The organism is Lacticaseibacillus manihotivorans DSM 13343 = JCM 12514, assembly GCF_001435035.1.
In the GTDB taxonomy this organism is placed as follows: domain Bacteria; phylum Bacillota; class Bacilli; order Lactobacillales; family Lactobacillaceae; genus Lacticaseibacillus; species Lacticaseibacillus manihotivorans.
Genome location: NZ_AZEU01000121.1, coordinates 1 through 18012 on the forward strand (window position 1 = coordinate 1; position 18012 = coordinate 18012).

The window sequence follows — 18012 nt, forward strand, 5'->3', positions numbered from 1 at the left end:
TCCCGTGTGAATCGTGGGATTTCGCTGCTTTTTTGAAATTCTATGAATAATCCAGGAACAATTAGATTAAACCACAAACTTACTCGGATGATTTCGGGTAAGTTTTTTATTTGCGCGGTGAACTTGGCGCGAAATGTCATGGGCTCAAGGTAGCTTGCTGATTATACTTGAACACATCAAGTCAATCAGGAGGCAACATCATGGCAATTATTTTCATCACCGGGGCATCTAGTGGCATCGGTAAGGATACCGCGTTAAAATTAGCGCAAGCAGGGCATACGGTTTACGGCGCAGCACGTCGGGTGGACACAATCGAAGCCATTCCCAATGTTCATGCCGTCAAACTCGATCTCACTGACAGCCAAAGTATTCAAGCGGCCGTGGATCACGTGTTAAAAGCAGCTGGGCATATCGACGTGTTGATCAACAATGCCGGCTATGGTTCTTATGGGGCGATCGAAGATGTGTCCATCGCTGATGCTAAGCGTCAATTTGACGTGAATTTGTTCGGCGTGGCAGCGTTGACGCAAGCCGTTTTACCGGGGATGCGCGCACAACACTCTGGTCGCATCATTAACACCGGTTCCATGGGTGGGCGCTTCACCACTTATATGGGCGCGTGGTATCATGCGACGAAATATGCCCTTGAAGCGTTCAGTGATGCCTTACGCATGGAAGTGGCGCCATTTGGGATTCAAGTCAGCTTGATCGAACCTGGTGCAATCAAAACCAATTGGGGTAAAATCGCTGCTGATCATCTTGTGGCGTCATCAGAACATGGTGCCTATGCTAAACAAGCGCAACAAGCGGCAGAGCTCCTTAAGGAAACTTATTCCAGTCGCTGGTTGACTGATCCAGATGTGATTGCCAAAACGATGTTAAAAGCGGTCAATGCCCGCAAACCAAAGCCACGGTACTTAGTTGGTTTTGGCGCCAAGCCGTTGGTCTTTTTACACACGATTTTGCCGACGCGGATGTTCGATTGGTTAAGTGTGCATTACATGTAGGAGTTCGTCATGAAATTTCTGGTACCGGAAGCCTTTTGTCAATTTCTAGAACAACTTGAAGTGCCAATCGACGCGCTGTTAGCCCAAGCGCACTTGTCAGGTCGGCTAGTTGATGGCCAAATCACGCTGTCACCGCTGGAGTATTACCAATTGTTGGCGGTGGCAGAGCCGCATATTAGCACCAAGCAGATCCTACAAGCTTGTGACGTGGAACAAATGACCAAATTTTCCACGCCAGTTTATGCCGCGCTCATGGCAGAAAATGGGCTGGCCTGCTTGCAACGACTCGCCAAGTATAAACATTTGATCGGCCCTGTAACGATGACTGTGCAAGATTTAGGCGAGCAAGTGGCAGTTCATTATGTGTTTATCTATCCAGAGATGGCGCAATTACAAATTGCCGTACTGTTTGAACAATTGTTAGCAGTCAACCTAGTCCGCACTGGTAGTGGCAAGGCCGTGGTGCCATTAAAAATGGCCAGTCAGTTTCCGTATCCTGATGCCATTCAAGCCCACTTGGGTCTGAGCGGTGAGTTCAGTAAAACCAATGACTTGATTTTTGCCAAAGCAGATTTGCTGCGACCGTTCGACACTGCCAATAACCCGTTGTGGGAAACCATGTTACCAACCCTTCAAGCCCAATTAGCCGAAAATGACACCGAAGATCCCTTGATGGCTTCAGTTCAAGAAACCCTGATGACCAATATTGCGCGGGCCGATGACTCCTTGGCCAGCGTCGGTGCGCAGTTAGGGATGAGTCCACGCAGTTTACAGCGTGAATTTGGTCGGCGCAACACAACTTATAAAAAGTTGCTGGCGCATGCCAAACAAATGCTTGCCATCAATTACGTGCGCAATTTTCACTTGCCGTTAGCCGAAGTCGCTTATTTGTTAGGGTATAGCGAACCCAGTGCTTTCAGTCGCGCCTTTCGGCAGTGGACGGGGGTCCCATTTTCCCAATACCAACCAGTTCAAGCGTAAAAAAATTGCCTGCCAGTCTCAGATGACTGTGCAGGCATTTTTCAACTAGTTTTCTTTTCGCGCTAAGCTCAAGGTGATGAGCAATGCCAGTGCGGCAAACAATGCGCCGCCAAATGGGGTGGCCCACAAACCGAATGTATCCAGAATTTTTCCACCAACAAAGCTGCCTAACATGACGCCGACGTTAAACGCAGCAATGTTTAAAGCAGAAGCCAGGGGCGCATCTTCAGGATGACTGGCTTCAGCGGATTGCATGGTGAACAATTGCAGCCCTGGAACGTTCATGAAGGCAAACAAGCCCATCAACATGATCAAAATCAAGCCGCTGATCAAATGCCCCAACCCCAGTGGCATCACTAACATGATCAACAAGTCTGCGCCAAACATCCAAGCCAAGGCGTGCAACGGTTTGTGGTTGGCCCACTTGCCGCCTAAGGTATTGCCGATGGCGACAGCGACGCCATAAACTAGTAACACGATCACGCGAGCGCTACCGTAAAAACCTAACTGTGCCAGTAATGCAGAAATATAAGTGTAAACTGGGAAACTGGCACCGTAGCCCAAAGCCGTGATCACCAGGCCTGCGACTACTTGACGATCCATTAAAATCCGCTTAAAGCCGCCGCGGGCAGTCTGGTTCGGTTGCGGTAAGTTGGCCGGCACTAAAATCCAGTTACCAAGTAAGGCGAGCACGCCAAATTCGGCAATTAATAGGAAAGCAACGCGCCAGCTCGCCACTTGCGCAATCATCGTTCCCAAAGGCACACCGGTGACAGTCGCAACTGTCAATCCGGTAAACATAGTCGCAATCGCACTCGCGCGGCGATTTTCTGAAACAACAGAGGCAGCGATGACTGTCGCTGTTGACATAAACAAGCCATGCGCAAAGGCTGCGATCACCCGACCGACTAGCATCAAGGGGAAGCTTGGGGCAATCGCAGTCAATCCGTTACCGATAATAAACATCCCCATCACTGCGAGTAGAAGTTTTTTTCGAGGCAGGCCAGTGGTCCATGCAGTTAACAGTGGAGCGCCGACCATGATCCCCGCAGCATATACCGAAACGGTCAAGCCAGCGGTGCTGAGTTTTAAATCAAAAGCTGACACTAGCATTGGCATCACGCCGACTGCGATAAATTCGGTGATGCCAATGGCAAAAGCGGAAATGGCCAAAGCCATCAGCGTCCAAGTTGCGGTACGTTTTGAAAAAGTTGTGGTTTCCATAAAAGTCCTCCAGATGATTTGCTTACGAAAATATAGTATACTGGAGGTATTCAGAAAAACTAGTACGCACTATTTTGTGCAATACGCACCAAAAAGTACCTATGGAGGTTCTATGACAACTTATAACATCGGCGTTGAAGCCACCATGCAAGTGATCGGCGGCAAATGGAAGGCGATTATCTTGTGTCACTTGCGCAATCAAACCATGCGCACCGGGGAATTGCGCCGGGCGATCCCACAGATCACACAAAAAATGCTCACCCAACAATTGCGTGAACTTGAAGATGACGGCATTGTGGCGCGGCATGTTTACCAACAAGTGCCACCACGCGTGGATTATTGTTTGACTGAGCGCGGGGAAAGTTTAAATGAGATCTTGACGGCTATGTGCAAGTGGGGCGAACACAATATTCACGAACGTCAAGCTTGCGGCGAAGCCATTGAGCTGATCCATGAAGATGAAGTGCTCCCCATTCCACAAAAATAGCGCTGAAGGAATTCAGCGCTAACTCGTTCATTAGAATGTGAGCTTGGTGTCACCACGGAAGAACACGTCAGCTTGCTTGTAAGTCAACGCATAAGCATTCATGCCGGCACGCATTTCTGGGGTGAACATTTTGAAGCTGGCATACTTTTGGTCCATCAAGGCGAAAAGTTCCGGCTTTTTTTCATTGACCAAGGTTGCAGTCGCACCAGTGACACGAACAGTGCCGGCCTCAAGTGGCGTGGTGGTGAAGGAAACCGTGTTGTTGGCGGCAATTTCTTTGACTTTGTCGGCGCGACTATCTGTGCAGAAGTACACGGTGTTGACAGCTTTATCGAATAAGAAGTTGGTGATGCGCACCGATGGCGTGTGATCGCTGAGTTCGGTGGCTAACGCGATGTTTTCAGCAGTTGAGAGAATGGTTTCATATTGTTCTTGAGTTGACATGTTCACAAGTCCTTTCCGATTCGGATAGGTCTATTGTAACGTATCTGAGAACGCATTCAAGCAATTGACAACTAGATTGTCACAAAATGGGATTTAATCTACTGATACGATCCCTAAGTCGATCATCGATTGCGCCGTGGCAATGATGGCTTCGCGAGCTGAACGGGGATGCCAGCCTAATAACGTCACCGCTTTTTCATTTGAAGTTTCGGCATAGGTGCCTGCGACCGACGCCACCATTTTCAACATCGGATCAGCCTTGGCTGCAAGCTTTAAGGCAGCAGTGGGGATCTCGTGCTTCGGCAGTTTGTGGGCAAACGCTGGAAATGCCTCGCATAAAATGTTGGCGACTTCAAGCATAGACAAAGTTTCCCCAGTCGTTGCTAAGAAGCGCTGGCCATTAGCTTCCGGGCGCGTCATCGCCAGTAAGTGTAAACTGGCAACGTCTCGGACATCGACATAGCCTGAATCGACTTTTGGCACCGGTGGCGTTTTGCCAGTGAGATAATCTTTGATTTGGATATTAGAATGGGAATAATCATCGGCGAGCACCGGCCCCATGACCGCAACCGGGTTAACTGTCGCGAGCTGTAAACCCGAATCATCATGCTTGATGAAATCCCAAGCGGCGCGTTCAGACATGGTTTTGGATTTTTGATAAGGGTGGACGCCTGGTTGGGTCAAATCTGACCAATCTTTTTCGGTGAAAGGGGTCGTTTGATCGCGATGTCCGGCAAAAATCGCCCCGTAAGCTGACGTTAACACCACGCGCTTGACGTGATGCTTGGCGGCTGCGCGCAAGACATACAATACCCCGTTGATCGCCGGTTCGATCATTTCACGTTCATCTTTGAAATTTAAAGTCGGCGTTGGCGAAGCGGGATGGATCACATAATCCGCACTATTGATCGCGTCATCCCAGTGATCGGGGTTGGTTAAGTCTGCAGCGACCAGACTCAAGTTGCTGAGATCCGTGACGCCGGCTTGGTGCATCATTTGTTCGATCAGCGGGCGCTTTTTCTCGATGTTGCGAACGGTGGTGCGGACGGCATAGCCGGCTTGTAATAATTGGACGATGATGTGGCTGGCGATAAAACCAGAACCACCGGTGACGACAACTAATGATTGGGACATAAATTTTCTCCTTTTGATGCGATACAGTTGTAACCTCAGTGCCAATAGTGTACGTTGTATGAAAAGAGGTCACAAGGCCAAAACCGGCATCTGTGACAGAATGGAGAAATTGTGATGGCAGCCACTAAACATGCCCAAGCGATTCAACAAGACTCACAAACCTACTTAACCGAAGCCTTATTTCAACTCCTCGAGAAAAAAACGCTCAGCGAAATCAAAATCACTGAGTTAGTGGCCCGAGCCGGCGTCAGTCGGATGGCATTTTATCGCAACTACGATAGCGTTGAAGATATTTTGCGGCAACATTTTGCCCCACGCATCCAACGTTTGTTTGACAATGTGATTTTTGAACAACCGGCCACAGTGAAACTTGAAGACATGCAGGCATTCTTTGATCGTTTCGCCGACGAGCTTCGGCTGTCTTTGAGGGCTCACTTCGAATATGTGATCCGTGATTTGTTCACCAAGAATATGGCGCGCTATTATGCCAATTGGGCAGGGATGACGCCTGAGCATTTGAAGTATTGGACAGTCTTTATGACCAATGGCGTTTACGGGATCTGGCGGGAGTGGTTGTTAACTGGGCAAAAAGAATCTTTAGCCGAATTGCATACCTTGATCAAAAAGTTACAAATAAGCACCGAGTCTGCGTTATAATGTTGGCAACAGGAGATGAGCGTGATGAGAAAGTTTCGCTTGTGGATTTGGGGTATTGCATTACTGAGTGTCGTTGTGACGATCGGATTCATGGTGATCAGTCCGCAAACCATTGCGCTGCATTTCAACGCTACAGGCGTTGCAGATAGTTGGGGTGGCCAATGGGGCTTATGGTTAACACCGGCAATTTTAGTGGTCGTGGGCATCATTTGTGATCGCGTGGCCGTGCATCAGCGCAAACGTGATGGGTTGACTGACCTGCCAGTGATTTTGGTCGGAGAATGGCGAAACATTTTGCTGATGGGGATGATTTTTGCAGTATGTACGTTCTTACAGTTGAAACAAATTGGGCTTTGAGGATAAAAATAAGCGTCGATCGAAAATTGAATTCGATCGACGCTTATTTAGTCTGGATCAGATCACACGCGGATTTTTGATATAGTGGCCGTGTGATAATGCTTGTTGTTGCGCATCGCGAGTTTTGGCGTCGGTTTGGCGCTGGATCTGTTTCTTGCGGGCTGCGTTTGATTGATGTTTGTTTTTCTTCGCCAAGTCGTATCGCCTACTTTCAGAAACATCATACCATATTCGCTGCACTGGTGGATTGGTTGAAAAAAATCATAGCATGCCAGTTTGTGAGCGACGATTGTTTGCATCGATGCGCAGCACGTTCGTTCAATATTTGATTTCATTTCACAACATTATGTTGATGTTGCGCCAGAAAAAGCTTTTACGTTGGTGCAAACTCGGGAGACGCACCAGTACGTAGCGACTTCCACCGGGCTGGGGAAAATAGTCGTATTACCATAGTTTTAATTGATATTTTCCTAGATCTTATGACTGACATCAACTGTATCCTCCAAGACTGATTTATCAACGACCACAGGCAGGAATTTAAAAGACAAGTATGACGAGCAGGTGACCTTGCAGATTGCAACTGGTCAGATTATCAATATAAATTGATCGGATATTATATTATAAATTGTTGTACAATGATTCTGTAGTTTCCATTACTTGATCGTACCGCTAGCGATAGTTTTGGGTAAAGGACTGCTTAATGATAGCTGTGGGGTGCTGATAGAAGCAGTTATCTTCATAGTAGCTGTCCCTGCATAAAATAAAAAAGATAGGAGAATTTTTTATGCCATTAATGAGGATCGATGTAATCAAGGGTCATGATCAGGCTTATTTAGAAAAACTTTTGAAAATTGCTTATGAGGTTCAGATTAAAACATTGAATACGCCCCAAGGTGATCGTTATCAAATTTTGACCCAACATGAACCTTTTGAAATGCAGATTTTTGACACAGGGTTAGGGATTGAAAGAACTAAGGATATCGTCGTGTTCAATCTTGTCACCCGACCACGAGCAACTAAAAATAAGCTTCAATTTTATCAACAGTTAACAGAACGACTTAACCAAGAGTTAGGAATTCGCAAGCAAGATATTATGTTTAGCCTGGTGCCGAACAATGATGATGATTGGAGCTTCGGAAATGGCGAGGCTGAATTTTTAAATGGCAAACTTTAATCACTAGATGTTCGACATCCATGCTAATAATGGGAGTTTGTCAACTGGTGTTGAGGATCATTTTTATCCTTTGAAGGTTTCTCAGAAATGAGGAGCCTTTTTATTATCCTATAAATTGGCGTGTGTTGTTAGATGGCACTGTAATAAATTATCTTTCGGCAATTTTTAGTAAGCTTGGCGCATAATCGTATTGAGGCAGTTCACCTTGCTCAGTAAAACAAATGGATCGATTAACGGTACAGGGTTCTCGGCAAGTTGACTACAAGACAAAAATCGGCAATAATCAATGTATAGACACACTCTGTTATTAATGGAGGATAAAATCATGGCAACCATTACACGAAAAAGTTCCCCGTTGCAGCTGAACGCCGAGAAATATAAACGCTTCAAAGAACGGGCAAATGGCAAAATCACTGCAAAACGTCATGAAGAAGTGCGTAAAGCCGGTGAAGCTTTAAGAGGTGTTCACATTTACAAGTTAACGAAATGAATCAGTCACTTAAGTTCACCCATATTTTTCAAATGCTCGAGGATACAAGCCATCAAAAGCTTGTGTCCTCGTTTTCGTGTGGGGTCGATTTCATTGATAATTTTATCAGGAACGATGCTTTGGACAGTGAATATATTACCAATACCTTCACACTTTGATTGGCTTCGTCCCTTTACAAAATGATGCCACATCAATCACCCGCAAATATCGCGTCGCGCATGAATTTAAAGTTGGGGGTATCACGGAGTATCCATCACTATTGATCAGCTTTTTGGGGGGTGATACGCGTTACCAAGGTCAGCAATTTGGCGCCAGCATTTTGTCGAGTATCCTTGCCATGGCATATGAACAACGATACGCGCTTGGTGCATTCACTATTGTCTCGGTAGAATCATTGCCTCAAACGATACCATTTTACGAGCGTTTTTCGTTTCAGCAATACACTAGTCCAAACGGAAATGCGAACAAATATCTGGGGATCACGATGGACGAAATTCAAGACTTATTGAAAGGCATGGGCGAGGCGCGCACTCAAAACGGCAAGGACGCCATTTGAAGAGGAGACGACGCAAGAGCCATAAGCCCTGGGACTTGTTGAAACAAGGTTGATTGGCAATGCGATTCATAGTGGGTACGGGAAAACCGGGAAACTGAATCTACGTTAGCAAAAAAGCCCGTTAATTCGGGCTTTTTCATCACGGTTAAATTGTCTGGGCAATTTTTCAGATGAATTAGGCGTGGCGTCGAAAAGACATTTTTTTAGCAATGCATGACAAATAGAATCATATTTTGCCCATATATTTCGTTGAAAATTACCCAGATATTTACGCGAAACTTGCATAGCCACATGCTCACGTTGTTCTGACGCCTCAAAAGACGGGTACCGAGCATTATCCTACTATTGTTTGGATGTGTCCTCACTAGTTCAATGAAATGTCCAAGATCGAATTGAAGACCTCTTGCGATAGCTTGATGGTGCTCTTTTCGGCTTGGCGCTTGTTCATACTTTGGCGCCTGAGCAAGGCTTGTTTTTTTGAAATGCTTCTTTTTTCACCATTCACCGCAGCATTTTTTCGTAATGGCGGAATATCGACGAGCGCAATCGCTTTGCCTTCAACGATGGCTTGCGCTGGCATGGGGTATAAATGGCGAGGGACCGTGTATTTCAATTTCTCGACTAATTGCTGCGTCATGGCAGGCGCATCTTCACGGTGAACGACAAAGGACAATGCATCAACAACACTATAGTTGATCGCAACTTCAGCTTTTACGACGTCAGCTAATTCGTAGTTTGAAAATTCGGTTTCAAGCGTGGCGTACCCATGTGAAATCGATTTTAAGGCGTTGAGAAAAATAATAGGCGATTTCTGCGGTCGGAATGTGATATTGCAAGGCAATCAATGCCCCTTGATTCCCCATATCAACTAACTGGCCTTTGTGCGTGTCAGCTAGTTTCATGACATCGCCGAGCACTTGATTATCTGTGGTGATCGTGATGTCGGAAAAAGGTTCCTCGACATAATCGATTTTTGAAAAATCAGGAAATACGATGGGATTGTTGACGATTTGAACGTCATCTGTAGCTTTTAAATGGACTTTGTAGGTGACGTTGGGGGCTGTCGTCAACACCTCAAGGCCATACTCGTCTTGTAGGCGTTCGCGAATAATTTGTAAATGAAAGATCCCTAAAAATGAGCAACGGAAACCTGGCCCAAGGGCTTCGGACGTTTCGCGAACATATTGAAAAGATGAATCATTCAGGCTCAACTTTTCGATTGCGAGTTCCAAATCACGATACGATTCATCTTTGGGATAAAAGCCAGCATACACCATGGGATGAGCAGGGTGATAACCAGGCAAGGCCTTTGCCGTTGGCTGAAGCGCGTCAGTTAGGGTATCGCCAACACGTAATAATGTGGGATCCTTGAGCCCAGTCATGATATAGCCAACCTCGCCGACGGTCAAATCGGGGGTCGCGGTGCGTTGTGGTGCAAAGACCCCGATGCCTTTATTTTGAACCGTGGTATTTGCCGCCATTAATTTAACGGATTGATTTTGCGTCAAACGACCATCGACGATGCGGACATAGGCGATAATGCCTTTGAAGCTGTCGTACATCGAGTCGAAGACCAAGGCTTTAAGTGGTGCATTGGCACTGCCCCTTGGTGCAGGAAAGACCTCGTGGATCGCTTCGAGGACTTCGTGAACGCCAAGGCCTGTTTTGGCTGAAATGTGGAGAATTCTAGCTTCCGCAAATTCTGAGCCCAGCGCGCGGATCTCTTGCTCGGTTTTTTCGATGTCAGCTGCGGCACTATCAATTTTGTTGATGACAGGTAAGATGGTGAGATGATTTTCCCGAGCCAAACGGAGATTGGCCACGGTTTGGGCCTGTACGCCTTGGGTGGCATCGACTAAAAGGATCGCACCATCACTGGCGGCGAGGCTTTTAGAGACTTCATAAGAAAAATCAACGTGTCCCGGTGTATCGATTAAATTGTATTCGTATTCCACGCCGTCATCGGCTTGATAGAAGTTGCGCACAGTGCGCGATTTGACGGTGACCCCGTGTGCTTGTTCAACTTGCATATCATCGAGCAATTGTGCCTGACTTGCGCGAGCACTCACGGTTTGAGTCTGTTCCATAATGCGATCTGCTAATGTCGATTTGCCGTGATCGATATGAGCGATGATGGCAAAATTTCTGATTTGATTTTGATTCATGTTTCATTACCTCTTATGTGTTTCGGGATAGCGACCAGCCAAATAGTTGCCAAACACATCAACTGCGTCGTTAACCAAATCGATTTGAAAGTTTTCGAAATTGACTTTGGTTAACAGGTGATGATTGAAGGCATTCAAACTTGACATATTCATCAGCCCACTGATGATGGCACTTTGCACCAGCATGAGTTGGCTCACTTCTTTGACGGTCAATGATGGAATACGTTCAGCCACGGCTTGGCCAAGTGCTTGGTTTTTGGCGTAGAGTTGTTCGCGGAAAGCAACGGTTTGTTCCATGTTCGCCCCTTGTTCAAGCACCGGACCGCGCAGTGCGTTGAGTCGGACTAAAGTTGGTCTGGTTTCGATCAACACTTTGGTTTGATGCAGTAGTAGATCGATAAAATCCGCCAACGTTAGTGATGCTTTGGCTTGGATCATTTGAATGACGTCATTAAAATATTCTTGATATCCAGTTAGTAGCAGCGTCATAAAGAGGCTTTCTTTACAATCAAAATAATTGAAAAGGGTACCTTTTGACACGCCGGCAGTTTTTGCCACTTCAGCCATGGTGATTTTTGCGAAAGGCTGAGTTTCAAAGAGGTGCCATGCATTTTCTGCAATTTGATTTGCGCGGGCTGCTTTTTGTGCTTCAGTTAGACTGTTCATATTTCCTCCAAAAATGACTGCTGGTCAATATGCTTGCAAATAAAAATGACCCGAGGTCACTTCTAACATACATCAACCAAAATAGAAAGTCAACGTTTGATCGATCAACGAGTCAACGGACTGATTGGCATCGGTCCGTTTTCTACGTTATAATTAACTTATCTATTTCCAGTCGCGGCTTCTCACTTGGGGAGGCCGCCTTTTCATGAGCAAGTGACATAAGGAGAAATCAAATTGGCTATTAACTGGTTCCCAGGACATATGGCAAAAGCCCGCAATCAAGTCCAAGAAAAACTCAAACAAGTCGATGTCGTGTTAGAAATCGTCGATGCGCGCACCCCTGAAGCGTCACGTAACCCGATGATGAATCAAATCGTCGGCCAAAAGCCCCGCATTATGGTGTTGAACAAGCAAGACCTCGCCGATCCGGAAATCACCAAACAATGGGTCGCATATTATAAAGGTTTCGGTTATGAAGCTATCGCCATCGATGCTCAACATGCTAAGCGCCTCAACCAGATCCCGCAATTGGCCAAGAAGCTAATGGCTGCTAAAATTGCCAAGCAAAAATCTCGCGGCATCAAAAACCCTGCTATTCGCGCCATGTGTATCGGGATCCCGAACGTCGGCAAGTCCACCATTTTAAACCGCTTGATCAAAAAGAACGTGGCTGTCACTGGCAATCGTCCTGGCGTCACCAAGAACCAACAATGGCTCAAAGCTGACGAAACGTTCCAGTTGCTCGACACCCCTGGGATCTTATGGCCGAAGTTTGAAGACGAAATGATCGGCAAAAAGCTCGCGTTGACTGGGGCCATCGCCGATTCCGTTTATCAAGAAGACATCGTCGGCATGTATGGCCTGCAATTCTTCCGGGAAAACTATACGGAAAGCTTCCGCCGCGCTTATGGCTTGAATGCTGATGACCTGGCATTGTCCGACGCTGATTTGATGATTCACCTTGCCAAGAAGAACGGCTTTGCCGATAACTACAACCGCATGGCAGAACGGATCATTTTTGATGCGCGGCAAGGCAAGTTTGGGCGCTACACCTTAGAAAAGCCAGAGGCAGAAAATGACGCAAACGCTTAGTGAACTGCGCACATTACTGAAAGCTGATCAGGTTGACGAAGCGTTGCTGACTGAATTGGCGCAAGACCCACGAGTAGGTGCGCAAAAACTGCTTGAACAATATCAAAACCGGCAAGCTAAGGCTGAAGCCGAGGCTTTGGCGCTAAACTACCGCACGCGTTATGAACGCAAGCTTTGGGCGCAATATCCGCGCATTGCCGGGATCGATGAAGTCGGACGGGGGCCATTAGCCGGGCCAGTTGTCACTTGCGCAGTGGTATTGCCCCAAGATTTTGATTTGGATGTCAATGATTCCAAACAATTATCCGCACATAAACGTGAAGCTTTATTTCCGCAAATCATGCATGAAGCCTTAGCTGTTAGTCTCGGGGTGGCTGACAATCATGAAATCGATCGGGAAAATATTTATCATGCTACAGAATTGGCGATGGGTCGTGCAGTCGCCAGCCTCAGAGTGCAACCCGATTACTTATTGGTCGATGCGTTGACGGTGCCGACCAACATCCCCCAACGTAAGCTGATTCACGGGGATGCCAACTCGATTTCTATTGCTGCGGCGTCCATCGTCGCCAAAGTCGTGCGAGATCGTTTAATGGTGATGTATGACCGGGTGTATCCAGGCTATGATTTAGCTGACAACATGGGCTATGGCACGGCCAAACACCTTGCTGGCCTAAGAGAGTGCGGCGTTTCACCGATTCACCGGATGAGTTTTTCCCCAGTGCGCGAAGCCGCAAATTTTTAAATTTGAAAAAAATCACGTATGGTATGGTCAGGAGGTGTGACCATGCAGATACGTGATTTTTTATTTTTGTGGCATTTGGCCACCTATACCAAAGGGTTCAAAACCCAAAACTTAGCTTTCAAAGAACTGCACCTGCACGCCGGCACTGATGAGCTGGAGCCGATGCAGTTGAGTGCGGATCTTTACACTGTTTACACTGATGAAGATTTGAAAGCTGAAGCGCGCAAACAATATCGTCAATTGCAGTTCATCACGTGCTTAGATCCTGAATACCCAGAACGGTTGAGAGAAAGTTTTGAACCGCCAACTGTGTTATTTTATCGCGGGAATATTAAGTTGCTCAAAACGTTGACTTTGGCAATCGTGGGCGCGCGAAAAGCAACCCAATACACACCGAAATCACTGAATCAACTGGGGCGTCAGCTACAATCGATCACCATCATTTCTGGGCTGGCACAAGGCGCTGATGCGTTTGCGCATCAATTTGCACTGACACATGGTCTGCCAACGATTGCAGTGGTTGCAAACGGCTTAAACATCGTCTATCCTAAGTCAAATCAACAGCTGCAACGACAAATCGAAGAACAGGGGCTAGTGTTATCTGAATATCCATTGGACGTTGCGCCTCAGCGATACATGTTTGTGATGCGCAATCGCATTATCGCCGGATTAGCTCATGGCTTATTGGTGACGGAAGCAGCGGGACATTCTGGCAGTTTGATCACCGCAAACCTCGCCTTACAAAATAATCGTGAAGTTTTTGCATTACCCGGCGATATTAATCATCCACAAAGTGTAGGTACCAATTTACTGATTCAAGCTGGGGCAAAATTGGTGACGTCTGGCTCTAATATAATAGAAGAAATGCAATATTTTGACTGAGTCATTTTCAGATTGCCCCTTGAAACTGAAAAGACATTAAGCGATACTGTGACAAGTGTGAGTTTTACAAATCTGGATTTGACAAAAGAATCCAGGGTAGCATATGATAGCCCAGTTTAGAGCAATCCGCTCAGTGAAAGGAGGGCGAACATGACCGCCAAGAATTTGGTCATCGTGGAATCGCCAGCAAAAGCCAAAACCATCGAGAAGTACCTAGGACGCAATTATAAAGTGGTTGCTTCCTTAGGGCACATTCGCGACTTACCCAAAAGCCAAATGGGGATCGACTTTGAGCACGATTATGAGCCCAAATATATTTCCATTCGAGGCAAAGGCGATGTCATCAAAGACCTCAAGAAAAATGCTAAAAAAGCTGACCACATTTATCTCGCCGCCGATCCGGACCGTGAAGGGGAAGCCATCGCTTGGCATGTCTCGCACATTTTAGGTCTCGACCCTAAAGGCAAAAACCGCGTGGTCTTCAACGAAATCACCAAAGACGCGGTAAAAAATGCCTTCAAGACCCCGCGTTCCATCGACATGAACTTAGTCGATGCCCAACAAGCACGCCGGGTCTTAGACCGTTTGGTGGGCTATTCCATCAGCCCGCTATTGTGGAAGAAAGTCAAAAAAGGCTTATCCGCCGGCCGGGTGCAATCCGTTGCGTTGAAGTTGATCATCGATCGCGAAGAAGCCATTCGTGCTTTCGTGCCAGAAGAATACTGGACCTTAGACGCTGAGTTCAAGAAAGGTACGGCTAAGAAATTTGCCGCCAGCTTCTATGGACAAAACAACAAAAAGATGGCGCTGAAAAACAACGACGCGGTTCAAGAAGTGCTGCGTGGCATCGACCGCAAAGCGCCTTTTGACATCACCAATGTCGTCAAGAAAGAACGCAAGCGTTATCCCGCGCCGCCATTTACCACCAGTTCCTTGCAACAAGAAGCCAACCGTAAGTTGAACTTCCGTACGCGCAAAACCATGATGTTGGCCCAACAGCTGTATGAAGGGATCAACTTAGGCGGCAAGCTCGGCACCGTCGGCTTGATCACTTATATGCGTACTGATTCCACGCGTGTATCCAACGTGGCCAAAACTGAAACCTCTCACTTTATTCACGAGAAGTATGGTGAAGCATACGCAGCCGTCAAGATCCGCCAAGGCAAATTGCAAGAAGGCGCCCAAGACGCCCATGAAGCAATCCGCCCAACGTCGACCTTGCGCACGCCAGAAAGTCTGGAAAAGGTTTTAGACAAAGATCAAATGAAGTTGTACCGCTTGATTTGGAGCCGCTTTGTCGCCAGTGAAATGACGCCTGCTGTGATCGACACGGTAGCGGTCACCATCGATCAAAAAGGCGCGACCTTCCATGCTAATGGGAGCCAAACCAAATTCGATGGCTTCACCACACTTTATGTGTCCAGCCGCGACGCTGATCAAAAAGACAATTTGTTGCCAGATCTTGAAATCGGGGATCACGTGACCTTGGTCAAAACCGATCCCGCCCAACATTTCACTCAGCCACCAGCCCGCTATTCTGAAGCCAATTTAGTTAAAGCCTTGGAAGAAAACGGTGTGGGCCGGCCATCGACGTATGCGCCAACGATTGAAACCATTCAAAAGCGCTACTATGTGAAGCTTAATGCGCGGCGTTTTGAACCAACGGAGCTTGGCGAAATCGTCAACTCGTTGATTTGCGAGTTCTTCCCAGATATCGTCGACATTAAGTTCACGGCATCTGTCGAAGGGGAACTCGACTCGATCGAAGCCGGCGAAATGCCTTGGGTCAAAGTTATCGATCAGTTCTATCATCCTTTTGAAAAAGAATTGAAGCATGCCGAAGCTGGCATCGAAAAAATTCAAATCAAAGATGAGCCAGCCGGCTTTAACTGCGATATCTGTGGCGCGCCGATGGTGATCAAATTAGGCCGCTACGGCAAGTTCTATGCTTGTTCGCGCTTCCCAGATTGCCGCAACACCAAAGCCATCGTCAAAGAAATCGGCGTGATTTGCCCACAATGCCACAAAGGCCAAATCGTGGAACGTAAATCCAAGAAAAACCGGATCTTCTACGGCTGTGATCGTTACCCAGAATGTGATTTCGTTTCTTGGGACAAGCCAGTCGGCCGCAACTGTCCAAAGTGTGACCACTACTTGATCGAAAAGAAATCCCGCGGCGGCAAGCAAGTGCTATGTCCAAACGGTGATTACTCCGAAGCCGTGCAAAAATAAAACCAGAGCGTTTGACTGCGGGCTTAGCCGACCAGATCGCCTAGGTTCGCCCTTTGACCTGGGTTATGGTCGAAGGGTGAAGCGTAGCGAGATGTGTCGGCGTTGCAGTCAATAAGCTCGACGGCCAGTGCGTTTCTTGGCGAACTTAGTTGAACAGGTAGCCTAGCGTTATGGTTTGCCCGTTCTTTGGTCGAATCGTAACGCGTCGCTAACTGCTTCAACGTTGCCAAGAAAAAGCACGACGAAAGTAAATGCGAGTTTCAAACACAGGGACCATCTGAAAAGATGCGCCCCGTGTTTTTGAATCGAGAAGAAAGCGTTATACTAATTTTAAGTACCAACAAGGAGGAAACTAATATGCCTATTGTAAACGTCGTCGGCGCCGGGTTAGCCGGGGCTGAAGCCGCTTGGCAAATCGCCAACGCTGGTGTGGAAGTTAACTTATATGAAATGCGCCCCGTTGCCACCACGCCTGCACACCACACCGCCAACTTTGCGGAGCTGGTGTGCACCAACTCCTTGCGGGCCAATCAAATCACCAATGCCGTCGGGTTGTTGAAAGAAGAAATGCGCCGGTTGAACTCAGTGATCATGACTGCTGCTGATGCCAACGCCGTGCCAGCTGGTGGGGCCTTGGCAGTGGATCGGGAACCCTTTTCCCAAGCGGTGACGGAGAAACTGCGCGAACATCCTTTGGTCCATGTCATCAATGAGGAACTCACTGACTTTCCTGAAGGGATCACAGTCGTCGCCACTGGTCCATTGACTGCAGCAGGCTTAGCGGATAAAATCGCTGAACTTAATGGTGCTGAAGGATTGCACTTCTTTGATGCCGCCGCGCCGATCATCGATGCCAACTCGATTGACATGGACATTGTCTACAAAAAGTCCCGCTATGATAAGGGCGAAGCGGCTTACTTGAACTGCCCGATGACCAAAGACGAGTACTTTGCCTTCCAAGATGCCTTGGTGCATGCGGAAGTAGCGCAAGGGCATGATTTTGAAAATATGACCGTGTTTGAAGGTTGTATGCCCATCGAAGTCATGGCAGAACGCGGCGCGCAAACGATGTTGTTTGGCCCCTTAAAGCCAGTTGGGTTGGCGGATCCACGCACTGGGCGCGATCCTTATGCCGTGGTGCAATTGCGCCAAGATAATGTGGCAGCCAGCTTGTTTAACATCGTCGGCTTTCAAACGCATTTGAAGTGGGGCGAACAAAAGCGTATTTTCCGCATGATCCCAGGTTTGGAAAATGCCGAAATCGTGCGCTATGGCGTGATGCATCGCAACACTTATATGAATTCACCACGGGTGCTGGAAGCCACTTATCAAAGCAAACTGAAACCAGGATTGTTCTTCGCCGGCCAAATGACTGGGGTGGAAGGCTATGTTGAATCTGCGGCGAGTGGCTTGATCGCAGGACGCAACGCCGCGCGCATGGCATTAGGCCAAGACTTGTTGACTTTCCCAAAAGCCACTCAAATCGGGGCAATGGCGCAATATATCACCAACGCGTCACCGCAACACTTCCAGCCGATGAATGCCAACTTTGGGATCATGCCAGGCTTACCTGGTCGCATCAAAAATAAACTCGAACGCAATCAAGCCATTGCTGATCGTGCGTTAGACAAATTAGCTGAATTTACGGCTGAAGCATAAGCATTTAAAAACGCAAATTGCAAGAACAAGTTAGCCACTCCGTGGCACGACACCGTGAGG

General features: G+C 47.4%; 18 protein-coding genes and 1 pseudogene. 13 read left to right on the top strand and 6 right to left on the bottom strand.

Annotated features, from left to right (window positions below):
- Nucleotides 1-200 precede the first annotated feature (200 nt).
- Together FD01_RS06525 and FD01_RS06530 are read left to right on the top strand one after the other, a co-directional pair.
- Complete coding sequence (locus FD01_RS06525; RefSeq protein ID WP_054717400.1) at nt 201-1007, top strand: oxidoreductase; 807 nt, start codon at nt 201-203, stop codon at nt 1005-1007.
- Between the two features lie 9 nt (nt 1008-1016).
- The gene (locus FD01_RS06530) at nt 1017-1988 is read left to right on the top strand and encodes a helix-turn-helix domain-containing protein (protein ID WP_054717399.1); all 972 of its coding nucleotides are present in this window, start codon (nt 1017-1019) and stop codon (nt 1986-1988) included.
- A gap of 45 nt (nt 1989-2033) precedes the next feature.
- Here FD01_RS06530 and FD01_RS06535 read toward each other — a convergent pair whose 3' ends face one another.
- A complete protein-coding gene (locus FD01_RS06535; protein ID WP_056963331.1) occupies nt 2034-3212 on the bottom strand; it encodes an MFS transporter in 1179 nt (392 codons plus the stop codon).
- A 112-nt stretch (nt 3213-3324) separates the two neighbouring features.
- Between FD01_RS06535 and FD01_RS06540 the strand changes: the two genes are divergently transcribed.
- On the top strand, nt 3325-3699 hold the full coding sequence (locus FD01_RS06540) for a winged helix-turn-helix transcriptional regulator (RefSeq protein ID WP_056963333.1): 375 nt from the start codon (nt 3325-3327) through the stop codon (nt 3697-3699).
- 30 nt (nt 3700-3729) lie between these two features.
- Here FD01_RS06540 and FD01_RS06545 read toward each other — a convergent pair whose 3' ends face one another.
- A complete protein-coding gene (locus FD01_RS06545; protein WP_056963335.1) occupies nt 3730-4143 on the bottom strand; it encodes a pyridoxamine 5'-phosphate oxidase family protein in 414 nt (137 codons plus the stop codon).
- Nucleotides 4144-4236: 93 nt separating this feature from the next.
- A complete protein-coding gene (locus FD01_RS06550) occupies nt 4237-5277 on the bottom strand; it encodes an SDR family oxidoreductase (RefSeq protein ID WP_056963337.1) in 1041 nt (346 codons plus the stop codon).
- A 114-nt stretch (nt 5278-5391) separates the two neighbouring features.
- Here FD01_RS06550 and FD01_RS06555 point away from each other — a divergent pair, with 114 nt between their 5' ends.
- A complete protein-coding gene (locus FD01_RS06555) occupies nt 5392-5934 on the top strand; it encodes a TetR/AcrR family transcriptional regulator (protein ID WP_056963339.1) in 543 nt (180 codons plus the stop codon).
- 24 nt (nt 5935-5958) lie between these two features.
- Nucleotides 5959-6291 (top strand): DUF1648 domain-containing protein, encoded by a 333-nt coding sequence (locus tag FD01_RS06560; RefSeq protein WP_056963341.1) that lies wholly within the window; start codon nt 5959-5961, stop codon nt 6289-6291.
- Between the two features lie 57 nt (nt 6292-6348).
- Here the strand turns inward: FD01_RS06560 and FD01_RS16045 are convergent, their stop codons facing one another.
- A complete protein-coding gene (locus FD01_RS16045) occupies nt 6349-6486 on the bottom strand; it encodes a hypothetical protein (protein WP_156647279.1) in 138 nt (45 codons plus the stop codon).
- Nucleotides 6487-7075: 589 nt separating this feature from the next.
- Here FD01_RS16045 and FD01_RS06565 point away from each other — a divergent pair.
- From FD01_RS06565 to FD01_RS06570, 3 genes are all read left to right on the top strand, one after another.
- A complete protein-coding gene (locus FD01_RS06565; protein ID WP_054717388.1) occupies nt 7076-7465 on the top strand; it encodes a tautomerase family protein in 390 nt (129 codons plus the stop codon).
- Between the two features lie 325 nt (nt 7466-7790).
- Nucleotides 7791-7955 carry a hypothetical protein gene (locus FD01_RS16050; RefSeq protein WP_156647280.1) on the top strand — a complete coding sequence of 55 codons (165 nt, stop codon included), beginning with the start codon at nt 7791-7793 and terminating at the stop codon, nt 7953-7955.
- Nucleotides 7956-8214: 259 nt separating this feature from the next.
- A complete protein-coding gene (locus tag FD01_RS06570; protein ID WP_152164732.1) occupies nt 8215-8511 on the top strand; it encodes a GNAT family protein in 297 nt (98 codons plus the stop codon).
- A 364-nt stretch (nt 8512-8875) separates the two neighbouring features.
- Here the strand turns inward: FD01_RS06570 and lepA are convergent.
- A pseudogene (gene lepA, locus FD01_RS06575) lies at nt 8876-10676 on the bottom strand (translation elongation factor 4).
- Between the two features lie 6 nt (nt 10677-10682).
- On the bottom strand, nt 10683-11342 hold the full coding sequence (locus tag FD01_RS06580; RefSeq protein WP_054717382.1) for a TetR/AcrR family transcriptional regulator: 660 nt from the start codon (nt 11340-11342) through the stop codon (nt 10683-10685).
- A gap of 234 nt (nt 11343-11576) precedes the next feature.
- Here FD01_RS06580 and ylqF point away from each other — a divergent pair, with 234 nt between their 5' ends.
- From ylqF to trmFO, 5 genes are all read left to right on the top strand, one after another.
- A complete protein-coding gene (gene ylqF / locus FD01_RS06585; protein WP_082611732.1) occupies nt 11577-12434 on the top strand; it encodes a ribosome biogenesis GTPase YlqF in 858 nt (285 codons plus the stop codon).
- Nucleotides 12418-13179, top strand: a complete 762-nt coding sequence (locus tag FD01_RS06590) for a ribonuclease HII (RefSeq protein WP_054717379.1) — start codon at nt 12418-12420, stop codon at nt 13177-13179. The genes ylqF and FD01_RS06590 overlap by 17 nt, the downstream gene beginning before the upstream one ends.
- 42 nt (nt 13180-13221) lie before the next feature.
- Nucleotides 13222-14061, top strand: coding sequence for a DNA-processing protein DprA (gene dprA, locus FD01_RS06595; protein WP_056963344.1), 840 nt, complete (start codon nt 13222-13224; stop codon nt 14059-14061).
- 150 nt (nt 14062-14211) lie between these two features.
- Entirely contained in the window at nt 14212-16293 is a 2082-nt protein-coding gene (gene topA, locus FD01_RS06600; protein WP_056963346.1) for a type I DNA topoisomerase, read from the top strand.
- A 357-nt stretch (nt 16294-16650) separates the two neighbouring features.
- Nucleotides 16651-17952, top strand: a complete 1302-nt coding sequence (gene trmFO / locus FD01_RS06605; protein WP_056963348.1) for a methylenetetrahydrofolate--tRNA-(uracil(54)-C(5))-methyltransferase (FADH(2)-oxidizing) TrmFO — start codon at nt 16651-16653, stop codon at nt 17950-17952.
- The last annotated feature ends 60 nt before the right edge of the window (nt 17953-18012 follow it).